Genomic DNA, 21,818 nt, shown 5'->3' with positions numbered 1-21,818 from the left:
CAGGTTGCCCTTATTCAACTCCTCTGGATCCAAGAACTGCGATCCATGAGAAATGTTTCACCGGCTCGATAAAAAGAATGGCGCTCCCGCCTCACATATGCCGCGACCTTGACCGGGACCGGCGACAAGCTCCAACGTGAGAACTCCACGTTTTATGCTCCGATCGGCACCGGGATTCTGATCAGCATCGTGCTTTCGTTTGTTCTGTGGCCCCTCGACCGATAGCAAGGACAGCCAGCCCGCGTCGCCGGAGGATAAGAACGACGCGGGCCGATCGGAGATATCCGATCTGGCAGCAAAAAATATGAGGGAAAGAGTTTGCTGCCGGGACAGAACTTTCCCTGCGCGCCGGTGTTCCATCGCGTGAATAAAAAAAGCCCGCCGCACAGTTTGATGCGGCGGGGCCGATCAAGCGCTGTTGCACCGGGCGGGGGCTCGGGGTCGGGCATGCCCTGTGCGCGCGGATCACGCGAACTTTAGATGCATCAGCTGCAATGCGTCCACCAACCGACGGTTGGAGTTTCCCTCCGCGAGCTTTCTCACAGTGCGTTTACCGGGAACCGAGTCTTGGCACGGCACGTTGCTCAGTCGCTGACCTTCGCAAAGGATGCAGGCAATGGCGAAAGACATATCTCGCGAGGAAGAGCAACGCGGCACCGAAAAAGTTTTCTTCTGGGGCGCCGCAATCGCCCTTGTCCTTTTTGTGTCTCTGCTGACGATCGCCCTCATCGGGACGTCCTGATCTGTTTCGACAGCAGGATTGGACCGGCGGGCGCGAGGTCTTGGTGAGCTTAGGGCGGATGCCGGGCTGTTCCACCGTGTAAGTTCGAGCAGCAACGCGCTGAATCCAGAAAGATTAATTGCGCGGATCACAATCTGCAGCAAAACGGTCCCAATCCGACCCGACTGGCTGTCCTTCGCTGGAGACGCAAAGCCGCGAGCGGACGCTACAGGCCTAACTTCTCCCGGAGCGCATCAATGCGTTTAGAAGCTTCCGCCTTGCTTAGGCTGTCAGCATAGGCATCAGGGTCATTGGCCTGTTCGGTCAAAGTTTTCAAATAGGAGGCTTGTGCGGGAGTCATTGGGTCATCTCCGCTGACCCAATCTTCCGGATCCTTTTCGACATTTGCCGATGCCTCGATTTTTGGGTTATGCCGGTCGCCCATGATCAATCTCCCTTGGTGATCACCACAATGAGAAATGGTCATGATTTGTTCCGCCGCATTGGTATGCTTTCTCACACGGTTGCGCGGCTGCACGTCACCGACTGTGGAGTGTGCGGGATCGGTCGGAGTAACGTCGACGCTGGCTTGCGCATGCCGTATTCTGAGATAGGCGAAAAACTGTTCCACTCCAATTTGCCTATTTGTACGCTCCAGCGGGTGGCCAGGTCCGCTCGGCCAATGTTCATCGCAACCTAAGGATCGGTGCTCCCTCGACCGCCCGCTCCTTCGGGATCCGCAATGCCACGGGTAAGACTTCGACCGTGGCTGAAAGGTGGTTCCCGCGCCGGGGACAAATAGGCATATCCCGCTCTCCTCCACAGCTGCCCTGTCGAGGCTCCAGCCTCAACGTATCGATGCTTGCGGGAAGGGAGAGACTCGGCGTCTTTTACTCAAGGCCGCAACCAGCAGGGTTTGCCCTCCGCGGATCGAGACCCACCGCCCTAGCGATGCCCTGCCGCTTCAGATAGCTGTAATTTGTCTCATTCCATCGACGAACTTCGTCAGTCAGATTGTTCAGAATGTAGTCGCCGTTGTCGGTTCGAACCCTCAGCACTGCATGTCCTTCGCCATCGGATTGGCTGAGAGGTGAGGCCTCCAACTGCCATCGAATGTGAAATTGTTGCCGGCGGCGCCGCCGCTGAGGCCGAAACAACGACGTCTGCAGGGAATGCTTACCGTTCTGGCGCCGCAGAGCTCATTCGACATTGGCTTGGATCATGGAGATGCCGGCTCGCCGATCAGGCGGGCATACTCCCCCTCCGGCTGCCCGTACGAACCGTTTGCCAATGTGATGAGCCCAGCTCGGTCGCGGAGGATGATCTCACCACGATTTGACCTGATTAGGCCGCGGCCTTCCAGCAGTTGAAGTGCCACGGTGACGCCCGGCCGCCGTACGCCCAACATCACCGACAGGAATTCATGGGTAATCGGCAGCCGGTCGCCTTCTATGCGGTCGTTGCACATGACCAGCCATCTGGCCAATCGTTCTTCCAGTTTCAAACGCGCATTGGCGAGCGCTGTATAGCTTGCCTGGATCCAGGCGTAATGCACATAACGCAGCAGAAAAAGCCGCAGCGTCGGGCTGTCGGAAAGCGCCTTTGTGAATGGCTCGGCGTCCATGCTGAGAACCTCGGCATCCACTTGAATGTAGCAGTCGTGCGGGGATCGATCGCCACCCATGATCAGCGCCGAGCCGGTCATGCCCTCGAAACCAATGACGCGAACCTCGGCGTCGACCTCCGGCCGGAGTTTCGCCACCACCGAGCCGATTCCCGTTTCAAAGAAGTAGACCGTGTCTATCGGAGTGTTTGCCGTCTCGAGCTGGGTCCTCAATGGCACAAAGCTGCTGTGAAGGTGAGGGCTGAGCAATTGAAGATCGGCCGGAGACATGCGCCGCAGCAGTTCGTTTCTGTATGCAGGCTCTGCGCCAGGAACTGGCTGTGGCGCCCGATCGCGGTCTTCTGAGTATGCGAGTCCAATTTTCGAATTGTTGGGGCTGGTCATGGCTCCCTCCCGAATTGGGGCGGAAGCACGATGCTCGCTCACAGCCGACGATGCCCTGAATGTTTATCGCCGATCAAGCAGACTAAGCCTTTCAAGCCCGAGAGTCCCGAAAATACTTAACCCGTCGGTCGATGCGGCATCTCCACCCTACCTTTGCGCCCTGTCGTGGCATCCGTTCGGCACCACCAGGACTGTGAGGCTGCATGCAGTCTCTTCGGTGTCGCAAAATGGAGAGGTTGCATGGCGCGCTCGGCAGAGCAGGTTTTCGAAGGCCATCTAAGCTGCGCGCCACCGGTGATCTCGAGGAGGATCTCAGGCGCAACTATGCCGAGGACGTAGTCGCTTTGACCGCTAATTCGAACTGGTGAGCCATGATGCCGTTCGCCTGTCGTCCAAACGTCTGCGCGACCAATTGCCCGAAGGTGAGTTCGACTATGTTTCTCAAAACAGGCGTGCGGTCCCTTCACACTGCTGATCTGCCAGTTCGTCAAGGTTCGAGGCCACTGGTGGCGCGGACAATTTCGTCCTTCAGCACGGTAAGATCGTCTTCCAGTCCACTCTCACTACCGATTGGGGACCCAAGGCCGCCGGGAAGAGCGGGCCGGCCGAAGTAACGGTCTTATATGCCAGGCCGCCAGCGACCTGATGGCGCTCAATCAACATCCGCTTGGCGCTTCTGAGATGGGTGCCTTCTACCGTCCCAGCAGTTGTTTGGAAGTCGCAGCAAGGTCTGCTTCGTCCACTACTCCGGCCATGTAGTTTGCAATGATCCGGGACGCGAGGACTTCACGCTGATGGGCGGATTGGCCCTCAACTCTCAACTGATCGAAGACGCGGCCCAGCAGCGCCAGCTCAGAGGGACACCCTGGCGACGCGCGAGCTCGTCGGCGAGAGCCACGGTGGCCGTATCTTTGATGTTCAGGGACACGAGAAACTCCAAAATCTAGCTTGCTAGCATTTTGTACGATGGCCTCCAGAATCGTCAACATACTTGCTGCCTCGCCAAGGCCCGCGCCGCGGCGGCGGCGCCGGCCACCATCTGGATCTGGCGCGTCAGCGATAACCGAAACTTAGCCGCAGGGATGCCGACGAAAAGGTGGCGATCCTGCTCGCCGAAGACTCCCTACCTGCCAAGACCCGCAGGACCGCGATCGCCCGCTTAAGCCGGCCCCTATTCGAGCGGCTGGTGGCGCGGGGGTGCCGAGCTCACCGGTCGGCCTTCCGTCTGTACAGGCATTAGCTGGGGGAAGCCGGCCGCGACCAAATGATGGCTCGACGCCGAGCTTTCCGATCTGCCGGAGCTGCGCTGGCGGAAGTAGATCGCCGGATCGGGGCGATGATCTGTTCGATTTCGAGCGCTCGAGCATGCCGGGCTGCGCAGCACGGAGAGCTATTCGGGGAAATTCGGCCGCTGCGCCTCGACATCAAAAACAGACGAATTCTGCGGATCGAACGGATGCAGCGAGGCCGGGTTCGAGCGGCGCTATTGCCTCGTGCGCTGCCGCGGAAAAGCTGCTCCGTCATCTATTTTAATTAATACAGACACTTCAACAGCCGCGATGGAATCACGTGAGAGCTGTTGGAATGTGCCGCTCCGCTACCTATTCTGTCTTGCAACAGCTCGGAGCTAAACACAGGGTAACTGTTGAATTCGTTGATTTTGTTGAATTAAACAACGATCAACGTCGGGAGAAAGTCAATTCCGACCAACGCTTCATTGCGCTCAAAGAGGCCCAACGGAAGGCGAAGAGCTTTCGGGGATCCCTAGTCTGGCACACCGTGAACGGCATCGACCACTTAATGCGAAGCTACTACGACTCCGCGGGCGTACGACACCAAAAGACAGAGGGCCGGCGCTCGCCGGAGAGCGAAGCTCTCAAGGCGGATTGGGAAGCAGCTCGCGCGTTCGCCCAAGAAACGCTGTCTGCGCGACAGCAGCAGATGGAGCGCCAATCTGCTGTCATTCGGGCGCTCCGGCTCGGACGTGTTCCCCTGATCGCCGCAAGAATTATCAGGGCAATGGACGGCGCCGGTCTTCTTGGGGGAGGCATTCGTATCGCAGGCACGAATGCGATTTTCGCCTATGAGGCCGCGGCCGGAGTGTTCGTGGATCCCGGAATCACATCGACACAAAATATCGATCGCCTCATGGACTCGCGCCAGTCCCTCAGGATCGTGTCTGTCGCCAACGTTGAACATGGGGCGCTCATCAACCTTTTGCGCAAGGTCGATCGCTCTTTCGAACGTTCATCCGCCCCGTTCCGCGCGGTAAACCGCGACGGATACCTCGTCGATCTGATCAAACCGCTCGCAAGCCCGGCGTGGAAGCAGAGTCGGGAAACTGTCGGGAAGGCCGACGACGAATTGGTGGCCGACGAGATTGCCGGCCTGGCATGGTTGGAAAATGCCCCTGCTTTCGAAGCAATCGCCATAGATGAAGAAGGCAGACCGTTGCGGTTCGTGGTTCCCGATCCGCGTATTTTTGCCGCTCATAAATTCTGGTCTCAAAACGAGCTGATCGCGACCCAATCAAGCGCCGTCGCGACCTGGCCCAAGCGCAACTCATTGCCCGCTGACGACGCAATATCTCGAGCATCTCCTACGAAGCAAGCGAGCTTCGGGTCCTGCCAAAGGTCGTTTTCGACGAGGCTCATCATTTATTCGCGCGACCAGCGTCGCGGCCGTGAATGTGTGAGCTACGAGTGGCCTGTCGGACGCGCCTGGATCCCTGGTCGGAGATCTCAAGGCAGCGTTACCAGCCGGTGCGCCGCCTGCCGCCCAGCGCTCTCCGGCTGATCCTTTGACGCTATCGCAACGACAACCAAACCGAACAGAAGCGAAATGGCCAAGGCGACACTTACTGGTAGATGATGCATATCGGCCTCATAAATAGAGAGCGTTCCGGCAACCGTCCATGAGCGGTGGCAGCCATCCCCCCATCCTGACAGACATGCTTAACGAGCCGTTAATTCTCGTTGGGACGCCACTCCTTGAAGCCTCGGAGCATCGATGACACTGGTCGGTGGTCTAGGCCAAAGCCATCCGGCTTGGTCGATCCCGAGCAGTAAGTCTGCCTTCTCCTAGATACGGTCGCCTGTTCTGCTGGAGCGGCGATGTCCTCTCGTCCACCGGGTGACTTGTGCGTCGCAATCCTGGCACCGAATTTCGCAAGTCTCTGCACGTCATGCCACGATAGCCGGTTTTACTTATTGCAGGGTCGGTGTTCATGCTTTTTCTAATTATCCCCGAGCGCGGCACCAACCAGTCCGCCGCGAGAAACGGGGACCATCGTGGCCACCAATTATCATGCCACCAAGGGAGCAGTGTCGCGCGGCGCGCGCATGCTGCGCACCGCTCTCGGCCCGGCCATTGCAGCCTTCCTTGACGATCCGGCCATCGTCGAAGTGATGCTCAATCCCGACGGTCGCCTTTGGATTGATCGGCTCACTGAAGGACTTGTTGCAAGCAATGAAATCCTGATCGCGGCCGACGGCGAACGGATCGTCAGGCTGGTCGCGCACCATGTCGGTGCGGAGGTGCATTCGGGCTCGCCGCGCGTTTCGGCTGAACTGCCCGGGACCGGTGAACGGTTCGAAGGCCTGTTGCCGCCTGTCGTCACGGCACCAACCTTCGCCATCCGCAAGCCGGCAGTCGCGGTTTTTAAGCTTCAAGACTATGTCGCCGCCGGCATCATGACTGATGGCCAGGCTGACGTCCTGCAGCTTGCCGTGCAGACACGGAAGAACGTGCTGGTAGCCGGCGGCACATCGACGGGCAAGACCACGCTGGTCAACGCGCTTTTGGCGGAGGTGGCTAAAACAGCCGAGCGGGTTGTGCTGATCGAGGACACACGCGAGTTGCAGTGTGCTGCGCCCAATCTTGTAGCGCTGCGCACCAAGGACGGTGTCGCCTCGCTGTCCGATCTGGTGAAATCATCATTGCGGCTTCGGCCCGACCGCATCCCGATCGGCGAGGTACGGGGCGCCGAAGCGCTTGATTTGCTGAAGGCCTGGGGCACCGGCCACCCCGGCGGCATCGGCACCATTCACGCCAATTCAGCCATTGGCGCACTGCGGCGACTGGAACAGCTCGTACAGGAGGCCGTCGTTACGGTCCCGCGGGCGCTGATAGCCGAAACCATAGATCTCATCGCCGTCCTCGCCGGCCGCGGCTCCTCGCGCCGGCTCGTCGAAATCGCCTTGGTCGACGGGCTCGATCCGGCCACCGGCGACTACCGCACGCTGGAAGCAAATCTCGAGACCACAATGCCCGTCAATCACCACTCGCCCCTTGGAGCTTCAGAATGACCCCGATCCGCCTCAGTTCATCGGCTATCCGCAAATTTGCGGTGGAGCTTTCGTATGCCGCGACCGCCGCGATCATGACGATCGCGCCCGCCCATGCTGCCGGTTCATCCATGCCCTGGGAGGAGCCCCTTCAGCAAATTCTCGAGTCGATTGAAGGGCCAGTCGCCAAGATCGTGGCGGTGATCATCATCATCATCACCGGCTTGTCGCTGGCTTTCGGCGACACATCGGGCGGATTTCGCCGGCTGATCCAGATCGTGTTCGGGCTGTCGATCGCTTTCGCGGCAAGTTCGTTCTTCCTGTCCTTTTTCTCCTTCGGCGGCGGAGCGCTGATCTGATGGAGGAGGAAGTCCGCGGCTTTTTCGTGCCGGTGCATCGCGCGCTCACCGAACCGATCCTGCTGGGCGGCGCGCCGCGTGCGGTCGCCATCGCCAACGGCACGCTGGCCGGCGCGATCGGATTGGGGCTTCGTTTATGGATCGCCGGGCTCGTCATCTGGGCCGTCGGGCATTTCGCAGCCGTTTGGGCGGCAAGGCGTGATGCGCAGTTCGTCGACGTGGCCCGCCGGCACCTTCGCTATCCCTCGCACTTCGGCTGTTGAGGTCCTCATCATGATGAACCTCGCGGAATACCGAAAGAAGAGTGCCAGTCTCGCCGATTATCTGCCGTGGGCTGCCCTGGTGGCGCCGGGCGTGGTGCTCAACAAGGATGGCAGCTTTCAAAGGACAGCGCGTTTTCGCGGGCCGGATCTGGACTCCGCGACGCCGGCCGAGCTGGTCGGCACGACCGCGCGGCTCAACGGCGCGCTGCGCCGGCTCGGCTCCGGCTGGGCGATTTTTGTCGAAGCGCAGCGCAATCCTGCCAGCGGCTACCCGGACAGCCGGTTCCCGGATTGCGCATCCGCACTTTTCGAAATCGAGCGTCGCGAACAGTTCGAAGACTCCGCTGTGCTGTTTGAAAGCAGCTACTTCCTCACCTTCGTGTGGCTGCCTCCGGCCGAGGAAGCGTCGCGCATGGAGAGCTGGCTCTACGAAGGCCGCGAAAAGACCGGCGTCGATCCGTGGGAGCTCCTGAAAAGTTTTGTCGATCGCACCGACCGCGTGCTCAACCTCATCGAGGGCTTCGTTCCCGAAGCTGACTGGCTCGACGATGGAGAGACGCTGAGTTACCTGCACTCAACCATTTCGACCAAGCGCCATCGCGTGCGCGTGCCAGAAACGCCGATGCATCTCGATAGCCTGCTTGTCGATCAGCCGTTGGCCGGCGGGTTAGAGCCGAGGCTTGGCGATGCGCATCTGCGCACACTCACCGTGACCGGGTTTCCGACGATGACGTTCCCGGGGATTCTCGACGATCTTAATCGCCTTGCCTTCCCCTACCGCTGGTCGACGCGGGCGATCATGCTGGACAAGACCGACGCGACCAAGTTGGTGGCGAAGATACGCCGTCAGTGGTTCGCGAAACGGAAATCCGTCGCCGCGATCCTCAAGGAGGTGATGACCAACGAGGCGTCCGTCTTGGTCGATACGGATGCCGCCAACAAGGCGGCCGATGCGGACGCGGCGCTCCAGGACCTGGGCTCTGACCAGATCGGCCAAGCCTATGTCACTGCCACCGTGACTGTCTGGGATGCCGACCCCTCGATTGCCGAAGAAAAGCTGCGTCTGGTCGAAAAGGTCGTTCAGGGTAGGGACTACACCTGTATCGCCGAAGGCGTCAACGCCGTCGAAGCTTGGCTGGGCGGTATTCCTGGCCACATCTATGCCAATATTCGCCAGCCGCCGCTATCGACGCTCAACCTGGCGCACATGATTCCGCTCTCCGCGGTCTGGGCAGGTCCGATCGAGGACGAGCATCTTGGGGCGCCCCCGCTGTTCTTCGCCAGAACGGAAGGCGCGACACCGTTCCGGTTCAGCCTGCATGTTGGAGACGTCGGCCACACCCTCGTCATCGGCCCGACGGGCGCCGGCAAGTCGGTCCTGTTGGCGCTGATCGCGCTTCAGTTCCGGCGTTACGAAAACAGCCAGGTCTTTGCCTTCGATTTCGGCGGCTCAATCCGTCCCGCCATGCTCGCCATGAGCGGTGATTGGCACAGTCTCGGAAGTAATGCCGCAAGCGGGCAGGGGTCTGACGATCCCTTGCCCTTCCTCGCCTTGGCCGATCTGTCGGACGACCTTCATACCGTCTCGCTGCAGCCGCTTGCCCGCATCCATCATACGCCAGAGCGGGCCTGGGCGGCCGACTGGCTTTTCGACATTCTGCTGCGCGAAGGCGTGCCCATCACACCGCAGGTCAAGGAACATCTGTGGTCGGCACTGACATCGCTGGCTTCTGCGCCAGTCCAGGAGAGGACGCTGACTGGCCTGTCCGTGCTGCTGCAGTCCTCGGCGCTGAAACAGGCGCTTGGTCCCTATTGTATCGGAGGTGCTTATGGCCGGCTGCTTGATGCCGAGCATGAGCGTCTTGGCGAGGCCTCCGTCCAGGCGTTCGAAACCGAGGGCCTGATCGGCACAGGTGCTGCTCCCGCGGTGCTTGCCTATCTGTTCCACCGCATTGAGCAGAGGATGGATGGACGGCCAACACTGCTGCTCATCGACGAGGGCTGGCTGGCGCTCGACGATGGCGGTTTCGCCGACCAGCTGCGCGAATGGCTGAAGACGCTGAGAAAGAAGAACGCCAGCGTGGTCTTCGCCACGCAGTCGCTTTCCGACATCGACGGATCGCCCATCGCGCCGGCGATAGTTGAAAGCTGCCCAACGCGGCTGTTCTTGCCGAACGAGCGCGCTTTCGAGCCGCAGATCACCGAGATCTATCGGCGCTTTGGCCTCAACGATCGCCAGATCGAGATCATCGCCCGGGCGATACCGAAGCGCGACTATTACTGTCAAAGCCGCCGCGGCAACCGTCTGTTCGAACTGGGGCTCGGTCCGATCGCGCTGGCACTCTGCGCCACATCGTCCAAATCGGACCAGGCCGCGATCGACCGGATAATCGCCGAGGCCGGCCGAGACCATTTCCTCGAGGCCTGGCTAGTGGAGCGCGGTCTCTCCTGGGCGGCCGACCTCATCCCAGGTCTCACCAATGTGATCGACCAGTCCAGAGAGGAGATTTCGTCATGAATTCCATTCTTACGGGCAGCCGTATCCGCCGCATGGCGGCAGTCGGCGCCATTGCCGTCGCCACGGCGCTGTCATCGGCGCCAGCATCAGCGCTGATCGTGTTCGATCCGAAGAATTATGCCGAAAACCTGCTTTCGGCATCGCGTGCCCTGGAGCAGATCCACAATCAGATCACCTCGCTGCAAAATGAAGCACAGATGCTGATCAACCAGGCGAGGAACCTCACGTCGCTGCCGACCTCGCTGCTTGGCCAGATCGAGGGCAATTTTTCCGAGATGAAGAGCCTGCTCGGCGAGGCCGAGAAGCTGGCCTACAGCATCCAGGACATCGAGAGCCAGTTTACCTCGACTTACGAGAATTTCGGTTCGGATCTCTCCAGCCAGCAGCTTGTCGAGGGCGCGCGTCAACGCTGGCAGACCTCGGTGTCTGCCTTCGAGCATTCGCTGAAGACCGGCGCCGTCGCGGTCGACAACATCGCAGGGACACAAGCGCAGACGAGCGCGCTGATCAGCGCCAGCCAGTCGGCTGTCGGCGTGCTGCAGGCGGCGCAGGCCGGCAACCAGCTTCTTGCCGTGCAGGCCAAGCAAGTTGCCGATCTCACCGCGATGCTGGCGGCACAAGGAAGAGCCGAGGCCCTTGAGCAAGCGAGAAGGGCGGCCGCACAGGAGCAGGCAAGGGAACAGTTCAGCCGTTTCATGACGGGCAGGAGCTACAGCCCGTCATCCGTAAAAATGTTCCACGACTGAGGTGAAAGCCGCATGGATCTCAAGATCGCCGCCCGGATGATAGCCGTTCTTGCCCTTGGCGCCGCCATGACCGCCGCCTTCATGGCGCTGCGCGGCGACGGCTCGCAGGACGCGTCCTCCCCGCGCTCAGCACGTCCGGGCGGCGAGCCGGCAAGGGTCCTTGCCCGATGCCGGGACATCGGCATCGCGGCGATTGATGACGACGCCTGCAGAAAAGCCTGGGCGGAAGGCCGCCGACGCTTCCTGCGGCCATCCCCGCCAAACGCCGCTCCGATGATCGAAAAGGACCCAGGTCGCCTGCCGCCGCTCCAACCGCCAACACCGCCTCGCGCGGAAGACCGGCTCGATCCGGAAACGGTAGCGCCATGAACGACACCGGCGTCATCGACCGTTTCCTCGAGACTTTCACTCGCTACATCGATTCCGGATTTGGTCTGCTCGGCGGGGAAGTTGCGTTTCTCACTTCGACCCTGATTGTGATCGACGTCACACTGGCCGGCCTGTTCTGGGCCTGGGGTGCTGACGAGGACGTGCTGCATCGCCTGGTGAAGAAGACGCTTTATATCGGCTTCTTCGCCTTCATCATCGGCAACTTCAATCGTCTGGCCGGCATCGTCTTCGAGAGCTTTTCCGGGCTCGGCCTGAAGGCTGGAGGTTCGGCACTTTCAGGCTCGGCATTGCTGCAGCCGGGCCGCGTCGCGCAAGTCGGCATCGATGCCGGCAATCCGATTCTCGAGGCCGCCGGCCAACTGATGGGCTACGTCTCGTTCTTCGAGAATTTCGTCCAGATCGTAGTGCTGATGATCGCCTGGGCGATCGTACTGATTGCGTTCTTTCTTCTGGCCGTCCAGATCTTCGTCACGCTGGTCGAATTCAAGCTGACGACGCTTGCCGGGTTTGTGCTGATCCCCTTCGCGCTGTTCAACCGGACCGCCTTCCTCGCCGAAAAAGTGCTCGGCAACATCGTTGCCTCCGGCGTGAAGATCCTGGTCCTTGCCGTCATCGTCGGCATCGGCTCCGGCCTGTTCGGCGAGTTCACCCAAGGCTTCGGCGCCGAACAGCCCACAATCACGGATGCGCTGTCGCTTGTCCTGGGCGCCCTGTCGCTGATGGGGCTGTCGATCTTCGGTCCCGGCATTGCGACGGGACTTGTCTCCGGCGCCCCGCAGCTGGGCGCAGGCGCCGCTGTTGGCACAAGCCTCGCCGCTGGCGGCCTTGGCGTGGCTGGCGCTGTGGGTGCCCACGCCGCAGTGGGCGGTGCTGCGGGCGCGCTCAATGCCGGTGGGCGCATATCGGCCGCCGCGGCACGCGGCGGCGCACACTTGGCCGGCAGCACTTCGGCCGCCTGGGAACTTGGCGCGGCGACATCTGGAAGAGGTGGCGCCGGCTCGGTCGCCGCCGGCATGGCGGGGCTCGCAAAGGCTGGTGCCAGCGCTGCCGTTCGACCGGTGAGGCAGGCCATGTCGCGTGCTGCGTCGGCCCTGTCCGACAGCTATGAGGCCGGGCGCTTTGCGGCTTGGACTGCGACGAGTGGAATCCACTCGCCGGGCACCGCTTCCTCCGGTGACTGGCCGACCACCGAGGCCAGCGCCGACTCTGCGCCCGCATGGGCAAAACGCATGAAACGCAGTCAGGCCATGAGGCATGGCGCCAGCATCGCCGCCCATTCGGTCCACTCGAGTGATGATGGCGGCGGCTCGATGAATGTTTCCCTCGATCAGGACGACCGCCGATGACCCCCTTTAGACGCCCTTTCGTTCGTTACGCAAAAACGCCTCACCCCGAGACGCCATATCAACGTGCAGCCCAGATTTGGGACGAGCGCATCGGCTCGGCTCGCGTCCAGGCGAAGAACTGGCGGCTGATGGCCTTCAGCTCTCTCGTCCTGGCCGGCGGTTTTGCGTCCGCATTGGTATGGCAATCGACGCGCGGCTCCGTGGTTCCCTGGGTGGTTCAGGTCGACAAGTTTGGCGAGACGCAGCTTGTCGCCCCGGCCGTTGCCGACTATCGGCCTACCGATCCCCAGATCGCCTGGCATCTCGCCCGCTTTATCGAACAGGTCAGAAGCATTCCGGCCGACCCGGTCATCGTTCGCCAAAATTGGCTGCGCGCTTACGATTACACCACGGACAGAGGCGCCGTTTCCCTCAACGATTACGCCCGCTCAAATGACCCTTTTGCTAAAGTGGGCAAACTCCAGATCGCGATCGAGGTTTCCAGCGTCATCCGTGCTTCGCCGGATTCCTTCCGCGTCGCCTGGATCGAGCGCCGCTATGAGAACGGCAACCTGGCCGGCACCGAGCGCTGGACCGCAATCCTCACGATCGTGATTCAGCAACCCCGCGACGCCGATCGGCTCAAAGCCAATCCGCTCGGCGTCTATGTCAATGCGATCAGCTGGTCGAAGGAGCTTTCATGATGCCTGTGGCACGAACAAGAAGATCGGCGAGACCGGCCACGCGCAATGCACCCAAGGCACAAATGCTTGCCTTGGCGTTGCTGTCAGCGACGACGCTCGTCGGCTGTGCTTCGAAAAAATACATTCCGCCGCAGATCGCCTATGACGATGCGGTGCCGGCCGTGCGCAAGATCGACCCGCCTGGTCCGGTCAAGGTGGTGGAGGTGCCGAAAACGCTTCCGCTGCCGGGTCAGTTGAAACCGGTCGAGCCCACGAAGCTGAAGCCGGAGCCGGCCGATCCAAAGCAGCGGATCAGTCAGGCGAACGAGGCAGCGAGGATGCAGCCGGTTCGCGACGGGTTCGTCAATGCCATCCAGCTTTATCCCTGGAGTGAGGGCGCGCTCTACCAGATCTATGCCGCGCCCGGCCAGGTCACCGACATCGCCTTGCAGCCCGGCGAGGAGCTTGTCGGCTCCGGGCCTGTGGCGGCCGGCGATACGGTGCGCTGGATCATCGGCGACACACAAAGCGGGGCAGGGGAGCGTCAGCAGGTCCATATTCTTGTGAAGCCGACACGGCCGGATCTACAGACCAATCTCGTCATCAACAGCGACCGCCGCACCTATCATCTCGAGCTGCGCTCGACCGAAAACACCTACATGGCTTCCGTCTCCTGGCAGTATCCGCAGGACCAGCTGATTGCGCTGCGGCGCCAGAACGCGCAGGCTTCCGCCGCACAGCCGGTTGCGTCCGGCGTCGACATCCAGAAGCTGAATTTCCGCTATCGCATCGAAGGCGACGCAGCACCCTGGCGGCCGCTTCGCGCCTTCGACGACGGCGCAAAAGTCTATATCGAGTTCCCGTCAGGCATAGGGCAGGGCGAAATGCCGCCGCTCTTCGTCATCGGCCCATCGGGCGGCTCGGAACTGGTCAACTACCGTGCTCGCCAGAATTACTACGTCGTTGATCGGCTGTTTGCCGCCGCTGAACTGAGGCTCGGCGACAAGACGAGCGAAAAGCGCGTCCGCATCGTGCGCACGGACGGCAAACGAACCTCGCCCAGCACGAGGCTTTTCCGATGAGCGAATCTGTAAACGCACCCGACCAGGACATTCGAGCCGAACTGCGCCTGCGGCCCGAACCGGCCAGGGTCACGCGACTGTCGCGCAAGGTGCTGATTGGCGTTGGTGGAGTTGTCAGCGCTGCGATCCTCGGCACGTTGATTTGGGCGCTCGACACCAGACAGCGCGGGACCGAACAGCCGCCCGAGCTCTTCACCACCGAAAACCGCTCAACGGCCGACGGGCTGCAGAAGCTGCCGAAGGACTATGCCGGTGTTCCGCAACTCGGCCCCGCTCTGCCTGGCGATTTGGGCCGGCCGATCTTGCGTGCCCAGGAGCGCGGCCAGCCGGCTGGAGGGTCCAACGATGGACCGCGCGCTGGTCCGGAGGAGCAGCGCCGACTGGCGGAGATCGAGGCCGCACGCGTGGCGAAGCTCTTCACCGATACGAGCACGAGAGCTGGTCCCGCACGACAGGGTGCTGGCAGCAGAAATACAGAACCCAACATCCTATCTGGTCTGACTCTGCCGCCCGGGCCGCCACCGATGGATCCTGGTGCCGCGCAAAACATGCAGGATGGCAAGCTGGCCTTCGTCAATGCCGAGCCAGACCGTCGCACCGTCAGTACCGATCGGCTCGCCGAGAAGGCCTCGCCCTATGTGGTGCAAGCCGGCACGGTCATTCCAGCTGCCCTAATCACCGGCATCCGCTCAGACCTGCCCGGCGAGATCACCGCTCAAGTCACGGAAAATGTCTACGACAGCCCGACAGGATCCCATCTCCTGATCCCGCAGGGTGCGAGGCTGATCGGCCAGTACGACAGCCACGTCGCCTTCGGCCAGTCGCGCGTGCTGCTGGTCTGGAGCCGGCTGATCATGCCTGACGGCACTTCAATCGTGCTGGAGCGCCAGCAGGGCGCAGACGCTGAAGGATTTTCCGGGCTGGAAGACGAGGTCGACCATCATTGGGGCCAGATGTTCCGTGCCGCGGCACTCTCGACACTGCTGGGCATTGGGACGTCGCTTGGGTCCAGCGACGACGAAAGCGAAATCGCCAAGGCCATTCGCGAAAGCGCGCATGATTCGGCCTCCGACATTGGCCAGCAGCTCGTGCGCAGTCAGCTCAATGTCCAGCCGACGCTCACCGTGCGGCCCGGCTTCCCGGTTCGCGTCATCGTCAATCACGACCTGGTGCTGGCGCCGTACGGCGCGAAGGATCCATCATGACCAAGCTGAGACTTTCCGCCATTCCCGATGACCGTCCGGTCAAGATCACGGTCGAACTGCCTGCCGCCGTTCATCGCGACCTTGTCGCTTATGCCGATGTGCTTGGCCGTGAAAGCGGCCAGACAATCGCAGATCCGACAAAGCTGATCGCGCCGATGCTGGCACGCTTCATGGCAACCGACAGGGCATTTGGCCGAATGCGTTCTGACACGAAGTCAGCGTAATGAAAGCCAGCGGTCGGTCTGATGGTAGTCTGCACAGAGAGCCACCCCGCAGCTTCTCCAATCACACGCAATCATCGTCTGCTCCCCGTCCGCATGGAGCAGGTCTAATCGCGGGTTGTGTGCCGCAGCCAGTGGACGCAGATGAGCGAGACGCGCCGCTGCGTCAACACTAAGACTGTAGCAAGACCGGCTTGATTGTATCGAACCTGAAACAGACCAGGGCCGGCCCAACCTAGACCTGAAACCAAACGGCACTATCGATGACCTCCAACAGCTAGCTCCCAGGGGTTCAAGCGCCTGCAAACATTGACCACGCCACTTTCGCTATGGCCGCTTGGATGACGAGCGCATCAAATTCAGGGGGCAAGGCTTCGGTTCGGCCGCGACCAGGCGTCCAGGATCCCTCGATCACCATCGCCAAACCCTGCGAGACGCGGAAGAGGCAAGCCGGTTCATGAACCGGCCGGAAGTCGCCAAGACCCAAAGCCGCTGATTGATGCGAGCCGCAGTAACGAAGTGTAACCGGGTTCCCACTACAAGAGCTCAAACCGCACAAGACTGCTGATCGAGCAATTCAACGGTCTGCCCAATGGAAGTCGCCGCTATGGAAATCGCCACGAACGGCCATACCAACAGTCATCTGATGACGTCACGGCGATTTGCGCCTCTCTTCTGGACGCAGTTCCTGTCCGCCTTCAACGACAATTTGCTCAAGAACACGCTGGTGTTCCTTATTCTGTTCACCCTCGCGGCGGACACGGCAGCATCGCTGGTCAGCCTGGCGGGTCCCGTCTTCATGGCTCCCTTCCTGCTCCTGTCCGCCCTTGGTGGCGAGATCGCCGACCGGTTCGACAAGGCGCTCATCGCCCGTCGGCTGAAATTCGCCGAGATCGCCGCTGCGGCTGTCGCAGTCGTTGGGATCGCGCTGTCGTCGATCCCGGTGCTGATGATGGCGTTGCTCATGTTCGGCGTCATCTCGGCACTGTTCGGACCGATCAAGTACGGCATCCTGCCGGATCATCTCGAGCGCAAGGAATTGCCTCGCGCCAATGCCTGGATCGAATCGGCAACCTTCGCCGCCATTCTCGGCGGCACTATCGCCGGAGGCGTCGTCTCGGCCGATGGCATAGGCGTCTCGGTCTTCGGGCCGATGATGATGATCCTCGCCATCGGTTGCTGGTTTGTCAGCCGATACATTCCGTCAACCGGTTCTGCTGCACCCGACCTCGTCATAGACAGGAACATCTTTCGCTCGACGTGGCGACAGGTCAACGGCCTGCGTGCCGACAAGCGAATCTGGCGCGCCGGACTGATGACGTCGTGGTTCTGGCTGATCGGGGCCATTGTCCTTTCGATCCTGCCTACGTTGGTCAAGGATGCGCTCGGTGGCGGAGAAATCGCTGTCACGGCTTATCTAGCGGTGTTCGCCATCTCGATCGCCATTGGCTCTGCCATAGCTGCATGGATGTCGCAGGGCCGCATCGTGCTCTTGCCAGCCCCGGTTGGCACGACGTTGATGGCACTATTCGGCTTGGACCTGGCCTGGACCATCTGGAGCATGCAGCCTTCGCCCAGGGCCGAAACGCTCGCAACATTCTTCGCGGGACCAAGCACGGTCCATGTTGCGGTCGACCTTGCCGGCATGGCTATTGCCAGCGCCTTTCTTGTCGTGCCGACCTTCGCCGCCGTGCAAGCCTGGGCGCCGGAAGCCAGCCGCGCTCGCGTGGTCGCCGCGGTGAGCATCGTCAATGCAGGTTTCATGACGGTAGGCGGCATACTCGTCGCCGCGATCCAGGCGGCAGGGGTCTCCACGGGAGGCATCCTGTTCGGCCTCGCCCTACTCAACGTGGTCGCCGCCTGGCTGATGCTGAAATACCTGCCGACAAACGCCTTCCGCGATTTCGTTTCCATTCTGTTCCGAGCCTTCCATCGGCTGGAGGTGGAGGGGCTGGAAAACCTCAAGGCGGCCGGCCCGGCACCAATCCTGGCGCTCAACCATGTCAGTTTCCTCGACGGTCCGCTGGCTTTGACGCTGACCGATGAGGAGCCGGTGTTTGCCATAGACTACACCATCGCCCAGGCCTGGTGGATGAAGCCGTTCATGAAACTTGCGCGCGCCCTGCCGCTCAATCCGGCCAAGCCGATGTCGACCCGCACGCTTATCAAGGTCGTGCAAGGCGGCGATCCGCTTGTCATCTTCCCCGAAGGCCGGATAACCGTGACCGGCGGCCTGATGAAGGTCTATGACGGTGCCGCCATGGTGGCCGACAAGACCGGCTCGATGGTCGTGCCCGTGCGCATCGACGGGCTGGAGAAGAGCTATTTTTCGCGGCTGACCTCGCAGCATGTTCGCCGCCGGCTGTTCCCGAAAGTCAAGGTGACCATTCTGGAGCCTGTCAAACTTCGAGTAGCGCAGGATCTGAAGGGCCGGAAACGCCGCGCCGCGGCGGGCGCTGCCCTCTACCAGGTCATGTCGGATCTCGTCTTCCGCACCCAGGACATCGACAAGACCGTGCTGGAGAAGATCATCCAGACGGCGGAGGAACGCGGCATGAAGCAGCTCGCCGTGCAGGACCCGGTCACCGGTTCGCTGAGCTACGGCAAGCTGCTGACAGCCGCCGCAGTGCTTGGCGACAAATTCAAGACTCTCTATGCCGGCCAGCAGACGCTCGGTATCATGCTGCCCAACGCCAATGGCGCCTGTGCGACGCTGCTCGGCGTCATGTCGGCCGGCAAGGTTCCGGCGATGATGAACTTCACTGCCGGTGCAGCCAACATCGTCTCCGCTTGCAAAGCCGCCGAGGTGCGCACGGTGCTGACCTCGCGCGCCTTTGTCGAACAAGCGAAACTCGGCGCCGTGATCGAGGAACTCGGCCGATCGGTCGACATCGTTTGGCTCGATGAGCTGCGGGCCACCATTGGTCTCAAGGACAAGCTGCTCGCCCTTTTGCGCAAAAGCGCACCCCGGGTCGCCCGCAAGTCGGAAGATCCAGCGGTGATCCTGTTCACCTCAGGTTCCGAAGGCACGCCGAAGGGCGTGGTGCTCACCCACCGCAACATCCTGGCCAATGCCGCGCAGGCAGCCTCGCGTATCGACTTCCATTCGGGCGACAAGGTCTTCAACGTGCTGCCGATCTTCCATTCCTTCGGCATGACGGCGGGCACAGTGCTGCCGCTGATCTCGGGCGTGCCGGTCTATTTCTACCCCTCGCCGTTGCACTACCGGATCGTGCCGGAGTTGGTTTACGCCTCGAACGCAACGATTATCTTCGGCACCGATACGTTTCTTGCCGGCTATGCCCGCACCGCACACCCTTACGACTTCCGCTCAGTGCGGTATTGCTTTGCCGGAGCGGAACCGGTCAAGCCTTCGACCCGCGCCACCTACATGGAAAAGTTTGGCCTGCGCATCCTCGAAGGCTATGGCGTGACCGAAACCGCGCCCGTGATCTCCATCAACACGCCGATGTACAACCGATCCGGCAGTGTCGGCAAAATTATGCCGGGTATGGAGTATCGCCTGGACCCGGTGCCTGGCGTCGAGGATGGCGGACGGCTGTTCGTGCGCGGGCCCAACGTCATGGCAGGCTATCTGCGCACCGAGAAGCCGGGCGTGCTCGAGCCGCTCGAAGACGGCTGGCATGACACCGGCGACGTCGTCGCCGTCGACGACGTCGGCTTCATCACCATTCGCGGCCGCGCCAAGCGCTTTGCCAAGATCGGTGGCGAGATGATCTCGCTGGCCGCCGTCGAGGCGCTGGCGGGCGAATTGTGGAAAGGCTCGCTCTCGGCGGTCGCCGCCGTGCCAGATGCGCGCAAGGGCGAAAAGCTTATCCTCATCACCGAGGCGGCCAACGCCACGCGTGCCGAATTCCTGGCCTTCGCCAAGGCCAACGGCGCCATGGACCTGATGGTGCCGGCCGAGGTGCGCGTCGTTGCGAAAGTGCCGGTCCTGGGCTCAGGCAAGCTCGATTTCTCCGCTGTGACAAAAATGGTTAGCGGCGAAGACATGAAAACCCAGGCGGCTTGACTATAGCCGACCGAGGAAGTCGGCCTGTTTGCCCAATCACATGCAACCAACATCGTCTTGGCTCAAAGATAGCCTTTGGCCGAGGCGGTTCTGAATTGAAGCCGGCTTTAAAATCTATCACGAAGTGAGCGGCAGTTTTGCGCCTGATTAGAGAACTTCATCTCCCATCCTTCGAATGGCAGCAAAGCGCCGCGTTCCGGCCATTGAGGTGAACCGCTGGCGCTGCCTGTTGGCGACATTCTGGGGTTGCGGTTGCGCCAGCATCAGGCGTTGCCAACGAGAGCGGCTTGTTTGATTTCGAAGCGGACCACCTGCCGGCGCACCAAAACACGAGTGGCCAGCCACCAAATTCTGGAGCCAAGTGCCACTCCAAGCTGAGACGCAGACAGGCGAGCTAGCGGCTGATCCAGAACGCCGGGGTCGTCTCTCCCAGGTGCCGATCGGGTGGTGCATCGATGAGAACAGAGAAAGGCCATTTTTAAATTGTCAGGCCGGCTGTGGGCTACCGCGCGGTGGTTCCGACCATGGAGCAGTCGAACACGGGGCCGCCTGCCAAATAGGACGCGAGCCTGGGTCGCGAGGCAAGGCCAGCGATCTCCCGAACCAGTTTTTGGCGAATTGCGACTTCGAATAGGTTGAGATCGTCAATCCCTATCACGAATGCGTCTGGGCCGCCGATGACGCAATGCTCGTAGTAAAGATTGAGATAGCGCGCACCATAGGATTGAAAGGGGTTGGAACCACCGCGCCGCAGCGACACGGGCAGGCCGTTGATAGTGATGCCGGAGCCCGTCAGTCTGTCCCGTATCGGTGCGACCGGCAGGCCGGCATTGTTGGGACCATCTCCCGATATATCGATCATCCGGCGCGGGCCTACGGTGCGGCTCTGCGAAAACAGGTCACCCGACGACAGCAACGCGCCCGAAATGGAGGTCCCTGGCTGTCCGCTTATAGGCTTGATTGCCAGCGCATCGGCGAACTGTCTTGCGTCGGCGTAACTACCGACAGTCGTCCAGGGCAGGAGAACGCGCTGATAGTTCGGCCCAGCCCATTCGAAATACGAAACCGAGATCGTGCCACGTGCGCCCAATCCTATGGCTCTCGCCAGGTCCGGGTGCCGAAATGCATTGACGTAACCCGTCGCGCTGCATCCGTTGCTCCGACAGGCTCATCGAGGATGAGACGTCCACAGCGAGGACCAGTTCAAGATCTACGCCGAGCGTTCCTGGTTCGACCCCCGCCGATGGTAAGCAGGGATAGCTGGCAAGCAGCGCCAATGCGATGACGAACGCCCTTGTGAGCCGCTCTATCTTCGGCGGATGTCCTCGAAATTTCCGGCCAAACAACGTTTTCATTCGGCGCTCCCCGGCGCCATAGGCGCGATCTCAGACCCAATAGGAGAGTGTGCTTTGGCTAGTTATCTGCGCGCTTCACCCGATTGGGTGAGGGCGCCATTTAGGGTGTGAATGCGTTCGCAAGCGCGACAGCAGCGCCGTGAGCTCGGCCTGGCGATGCGTTCCGGTTTTGGCGAGGATTGCCCGGAGTTGGGTTCGCGCGGTTTCATGGCCAATCGCCGCATCGATTCCATCGCCGGAGCTCAGGCTTTAGGCCAGTCGCGCTTCGGCCGCCGTGAATTGAAATGTTTGACCGAGCAATCGTTCCGATGGCGCCCGTTCCGTCACTAGGTCGGTGAAGCAAAGCAGAAAGTCGCCGCCGTTGAACAAGTCACGCACGAATGAAGTCATCGGCACGACCTCGGCTAGAAGCCAGAACGATCCTTCGCGGGCGATGATTTCAGGCTCGACCAGTAACGGCCCGTCCAGTGCGCTTGAGACGGCAGCCCCGATCATCCGCTGCAGACGGGTATTGCTCTCCCGATCCGTTGCGTGGATGCGGCCGTGGCGGACCACAAGGCCGGAGCCGAACAAAGCATCCGCATGCTCGTTGCAACGCATCAGGCAGCCACGACGATCAAGCA

20 protein-coding genes and 1 pseudogene are annotated in these 21,818 nt (G+C 61.3%); 15 read left to right on the top strand and 6 right to left on the bottom strand.

Annotated elements, in window-relative coordinates; all coding sequences use genetic code 11:
- Window positions 1-108 precede the first annotated feature (108 nt).
- Window positions 109-225 (top strand): DUF2905 family protein, encoded by a 117-nt coding sequence (locus tag AC0L2Y_RS24660; RefSeq protein ID WP_473560101.1) that lies wholly within the window; start codon window positions 109-111, stop codon window positions 223-225.
- A gap of 391 nt (window positions 226-616) precedes the next feature.
- Window positions 617-742 (top strand): hypothetical protein, encoded by a 126-nt coding sequence (locus AC0L2Y_RS24655; RefSeq protein ID WP_473560100.1) that lies wholly within the window; start codon window positions 617-619, stop codon window positions 740-742.
- Window positions 743-947: 205 nt separating this feature from the next.
- Here AC0L2Y_RS24655 and AC0L2Y_RS24650 read toward each other — a convergent pair whose 3' ends face one another.
- The 3 genes and pseudogenes from AC0L2Y_RS24650 to AC0L2Y_RS24640 all read right to left on the bottom strand — a co-directional run bounded on the left by AC0L2Y_RS24650 (window position 948) and on the right by AC0L2Y_RS24640 (window position 2,615).
- Window positions 948-1,352: a DUF3072 domain-containing protein gene (locus tag AC0L2Y_RS24650; RefSeq protein WP_473560098.1), complete on the bottom strand. Its 405-nt coding sequence runs from the start codon at window positions 1,350-1,352 to the stop codon at window positions 948-950.
- A 216-nt stretch (window positions 1,353-1,568) separates the two neighbouring features.
- Window positions 1,569-1,797, bottom strand: a pseudogene (locus tag AC0L2Y_RS24645) (transglutaminase-like cysteine peptidase); the annotation flags it as partial.
- A gap of 143 nt (window positions 1,798-1,940) precedes the next feature.
- Window positions 1,941-2,615 (bottom strand): Crp/Fnr family transcriptional regulator, encoded by a 675-nt coding sequence (locus tag AC0L2Y_RS24640; RefSeq protein WP_473560114.1) that lies wholly within the window; start codon window positions 2,613-2,615, stop codon window positions 1,941-1,943.
- Window positions 2,616-4,313: 1,698 nt separating this feature from the next.
- Between AC0L2Y_RS24640 and AC0L2Y_RS24635 the strand changes: the two genes are divergently transcribed.
- The 13 genes from AC0L2Y_RS24635 to AC0L2Y_RS24575 all read left to right on the top strand — a co-directional run bounded on the left by AC0L2Y_RS24635 (window position 4,314) and on the right by AC0L2Y_RS24575 (window position 19,840).
- Window positions 4,314-5,525 carry a GSU2403 family nucleotidyltransferase fold protein gene (locus AC0L2Y_RS24635; protein WP_473560096.1) on the top strand — a complete coding sequence of 404 codons (1,212 nt, stop codon included), beginning with the start codon at window positions 4,314-4,316 and terminating at the stop codon, window positions 5,523-5,525.
- Between the two features lie 545 nt (window positions 5,526-6,070).
- Window positions 6,071-7,036 (top strand): P-type conjugative transfer ATPase TrbB, encoded by a 966-nt coding sequence (gene trbB / locus AC0L2Y_RS24630; protein WP_473560112.1) that lies wholly within the window; start codon window positions 6,071-6,073, stop codon window positions 7,034-7,036.
- Window positions 7,037-7,110: 74 nt separating this feature from the next.
- Window positions 7,111-7,374 carry a TrbC/VirB2 family type IV secretion system protein gene (locus AC0L2Y_RS24625; protein WP_352492921.1) on the top strand — a complete coding sequence of 88 codons (264 nt, stop codon included), beginning with the start codon at window positions 7,111-7,113 and terminating at the stop codon, window positions 7,372-7,374.
- Entirely contained in the window at window positions 7,374-7,637 is a 264-nt protein-coding gene (locus AC0L2Y_RS24620) for a VirB3 family type IV secretion system protein (protein ID WP_473560094.1), read from the top strand. Before AC0L2Y_RS24625 ends, AC0L2Y_RS24620 begins: the two co-directional genes overlap by 1 nt.
- Window positions 7,638-7,647: 10 nt before the next feature.
- A complete protein-coding gene (trbE, locus tag AC0L2Y_RS24615; protein WP_473560092.1) occupies window positions 7,648-10,155 on the top strand; it encodes a conjugal transfer protein TrbE in 2,508 nt (835 codons plus the stop codon).
- Window positions 10,152-10,901 (top strand): P-type conjugative transfer protein TrbJ, encoded by a 750-nt coding sequence (gene trbJ, locus AC0L2Y_RS24610; RefSeq protein WP_473560090.1) that lies wholly within the window; start codon window positions 10,152-10,154, stop codon window positions 10,899-10,901. The genes trbE and trbJ overlap by 4 nt, the downstream gene beginning before the upstream one ends.
- 12 nt (window positions 10,902-10,913) lie before the next feature.
- Window positions 10,914-11,270: a putative entry exclusion protein TrbK-alt gene (gene trbK-alt / locus AC0L2Y_RS24605; RefSeq protein ID WP_473560089.1), complete on the top strand. Its 357-nt coding sequence runs from the start codon at window positions 10,914-10,916 to the stop codon at window positions 11,268-11,270.
- A complete protein-coding gene (gene trbL, locus AC0L2Y_RS24600) occupies window positions 11,267-12,637 on the top strand; it encodes a P-type conjugative transfer protein TrbL (protein ID WP_473560087.1) in 1,371 nt (456 codons plus the stop codon). The genes trbK-alt and trbL overlap by 4 nt, the downstream gene beginning before the upstream one ends.
- Entirely contained in the window at window positions 12,634-13,320 is a 687-nt protein-coding gene (trbF, locus tag AC0L2Y_RS24595; protein ID WP_473560085.1) for a conjugal transfer protein TrbF, read from the top strand. Before trbL ends, trbF begins: the two co-directional genes overlap by 4 nt.
- Before the next feature lie 62 nt (window positions 13,321-13,382).
- The gene (gene trbG, locus AC0L2Y_RS24590; protein WP_473560111.1) at window positions 13,383-14,381 is read left to right on the top strand and encodes a P-type conjugative transfer protein TrbG; all 999 of its coding nucleotides are present in this window, start codon (window positions 13,383-13,385) and stop codon (window positions 14,379-14,381) included.
- A complete protein-coding gene (locus AC0L2Y_RS24585) occupies window positions 14,378-15,586 on the top strand; it encodes a TraB/TrbI/VirB10 family type IV secretion system protein (RefSeq protein ID WP_473560084.1) in 1,209 nt (402 codons plus the stop codon). Before trbG ends, AC0L2Y_RS24585 begins: the two co-directional genes overlap by 4 nt.
- A complete protein-coding gene (locus AC0L2Y_RS24580; protein WP_473560082.1) occupies window positions 15,583-15,810 on the top strand; it encodes a DUF2274 domain-containing protein in 228 nt (75 codons plus the stop codon). Before AC0L2Y_RS24585 ends, AC0L2Y_RS24580 begins: the two co-directional genes overlap by 4 nt.
- A 604-nt stretch (window positions 15,811-16,414) precedes the next feature.
- Complete coding sequence (locus tag AC0L2Y_RS24575; protein WP_473560081.1) at window positions 16,415-19,840, top strand: acyl-[ACP]--phospholipid O-acyltransferase; 3,426 nt, start codon at window positions 16,415-16,417, stop codon at window positions 19,838-19,840.
- A 502-nt stretch (window positions 19,841-20,342) separates the two neighbouring features.
- Here AC0L2Y_RS24575 and AC0L2Y_RS24570 read toward each other — a convergent pair.
- From AC0L2Y_RS24570 to AC0L2Y_RS24560, 3 genes are all read right to left on the bottom strand, one after another.
- Window positions 20,343-20,930: a DUF1194 domain-containing protein gene (locus AC0L2Y_RS24570; RefSeq protein WP_473560079.1), complete on the bottom strand. Its 588-nt coding sequence runs from the start codon at window positions 20,928-20,930 to the stop codon at window positions 20,343-20,345.
- The gene (locus AC0L2Y_RS24565) at window positions 20,839-21,195 is read right to left on the bottom strand and encodes a DUF1194 domain-containing protein (RefSeq protein WP_473560077.1); all 357 of its coding nucleotides are present in this window, start codon (window positions 21,193-21,195) and stop codon (window positions 20,839-20,841) included. Before AC0L2Y_RS24565 ends, AC0L2Y_RS24570 begins: the two co-directional genes overlap by 92 nt.
- A 249-nt stretch (window positions 21,196-21,444) precedes the next feature.
- Window positions 21,445-21,768, bottom strand: coding sequence for a hypothetical protein (locus AC0L2Y_RS24560; protein WP_473560076.1), 324 nt, complete (start codon window positions 21,766-21,768; stop codon window positions 21,445-21,447).
- Window positions 21,769-21,818 lie beyond the last annotated feature (50 nt).

The organism is Mesorhizobium sp. WSM4830, from assembly GCF_055811495.1.
The sequence above is the reverse complement of the archived record's forward strand: the minus strand, read 5'-3'. Positions and strand labels throughout refer to the sequence as shown.

What these genes read in the sequence shown, in the direction of transcription:
- trbG (WP_473560111.1), top strand. Translation starts at nt 13,383, where the DNA reads ATGCTTGCCTTGGCGTTGCTGTCAGCGACGACGCTCGTCGGCTGTGCT.
- AC0L2Y_RS24565 (WP_473560077.1), bottom strand. Translation starts at nt 21,195, where the DNA reads ATGAAAACGTTGTTTGGCCGGAAATTTCGAGGACATCCGCCGAAGATA.
- trbJ (WP_473560090.1), top strand. Translation starts at nt 10,152, where the DNA reads ATGAATTCCATTCTTACGGGCAGCCGTATCCGCCGCATGGCGGCAGTC.
- AC0L2Y_RS24625 (WP_352492921.1), top strand. Translation starts at nt 7,111, where the DNA reads ATGACGATCGCGCCCGCCCATGCTGCCGGTTCATCCATGCCCTGGGAG.
- trbK-alt (WP_473560089.1), top strand. Translation starts at nt 10,914, where the DNA reads ATGGATCTCAAGATCGCCGCCCGGATGATAGCCGTTCTTGCCCTTGGC.
- AC0L2Y_RS24580 (WP_473560082.1), top strand. Translation starts at nt 15,583, where the DNA reads ATGACCAAGCTGAGACTTTCCGCCATTCCCGATGACCGTCCGGTCAAG.
- AC0L2Y_RS24585 (WP_473560084.1), top strand. Translation starts at nt 14,378, where the DNA reads ATGAGCGAATCTGTAAACGCACCCGACCAGGACATTCGAGCCGAACTG.
- trbF (WP_473560085.1), top strand. Translation starts at nt 12,634, where the DNA reads ATGACCCCCTTTAGACGCCCTTTCGTTCGTTACGCAAAAACGCCTCAC.
- AC0L2Y_RS24575 (WP_473560081.1), top strand. Translation starts at nt 16,415, where the DNA reads ATGGAAATCGCCACGAACGGCCATACCAACAGTCATCTGATGACGTCA.
- trbL (WP_473560087.1), top strand. Translation starts at nt 11,267, where the DNA reads ATGAACGACACCGGCGTCATCGACCGTTTCCTCGAGACTTTCACTCGC.
- AC0L2Y_RS24620 (WP_473560094.1), top strand. Translation starts at nt 7,374, where the DNA reads ATGGAGGAGGAAGTCCGCGGCTTTTTCGTGCCGGTGCATCGCGCGCTC.
- trbB (WP_473560112.1), top strand. Translation starts at nt 6,071, where the DNA reads ATGCTGCGCACCGCTCTCGGCCCGGCCATTGCAGCCTTCCTTGACGAT.
- AC0L2Y_RS24635 (WP_473560096.1), top strand. Translation starts at nt 4,314, where the DNA reads ATGTGCCGCTCCGCTACCTATTCTGTCTTGCAACAGCTCGGAGCTAAA.
- trbE (WP_473560092.1), top strand. Translation starts at nt 7,648, where the DNA reads ATGATGAACCTCGCGGAATACCGAAAGAAGAGTGCCAGTCTCGCCGAT.
- AC0L2Y_RS24655 (WP_473560100.1), top strand. Translation starts at nt 617, where the DNA reads ATGGCGAAAGACATATCTCGCGAGGAAGAGCAACGCGGCACCGAAAAA.
- AC0L2Y_RS24640 (WP_473560114.1), bottom strand. Translation starts at nt 2,615, where the DNA reads ATGTCTCCGGCCGATCTTCAATTGCTCAGCCCTCACCTTCACAGCAGC.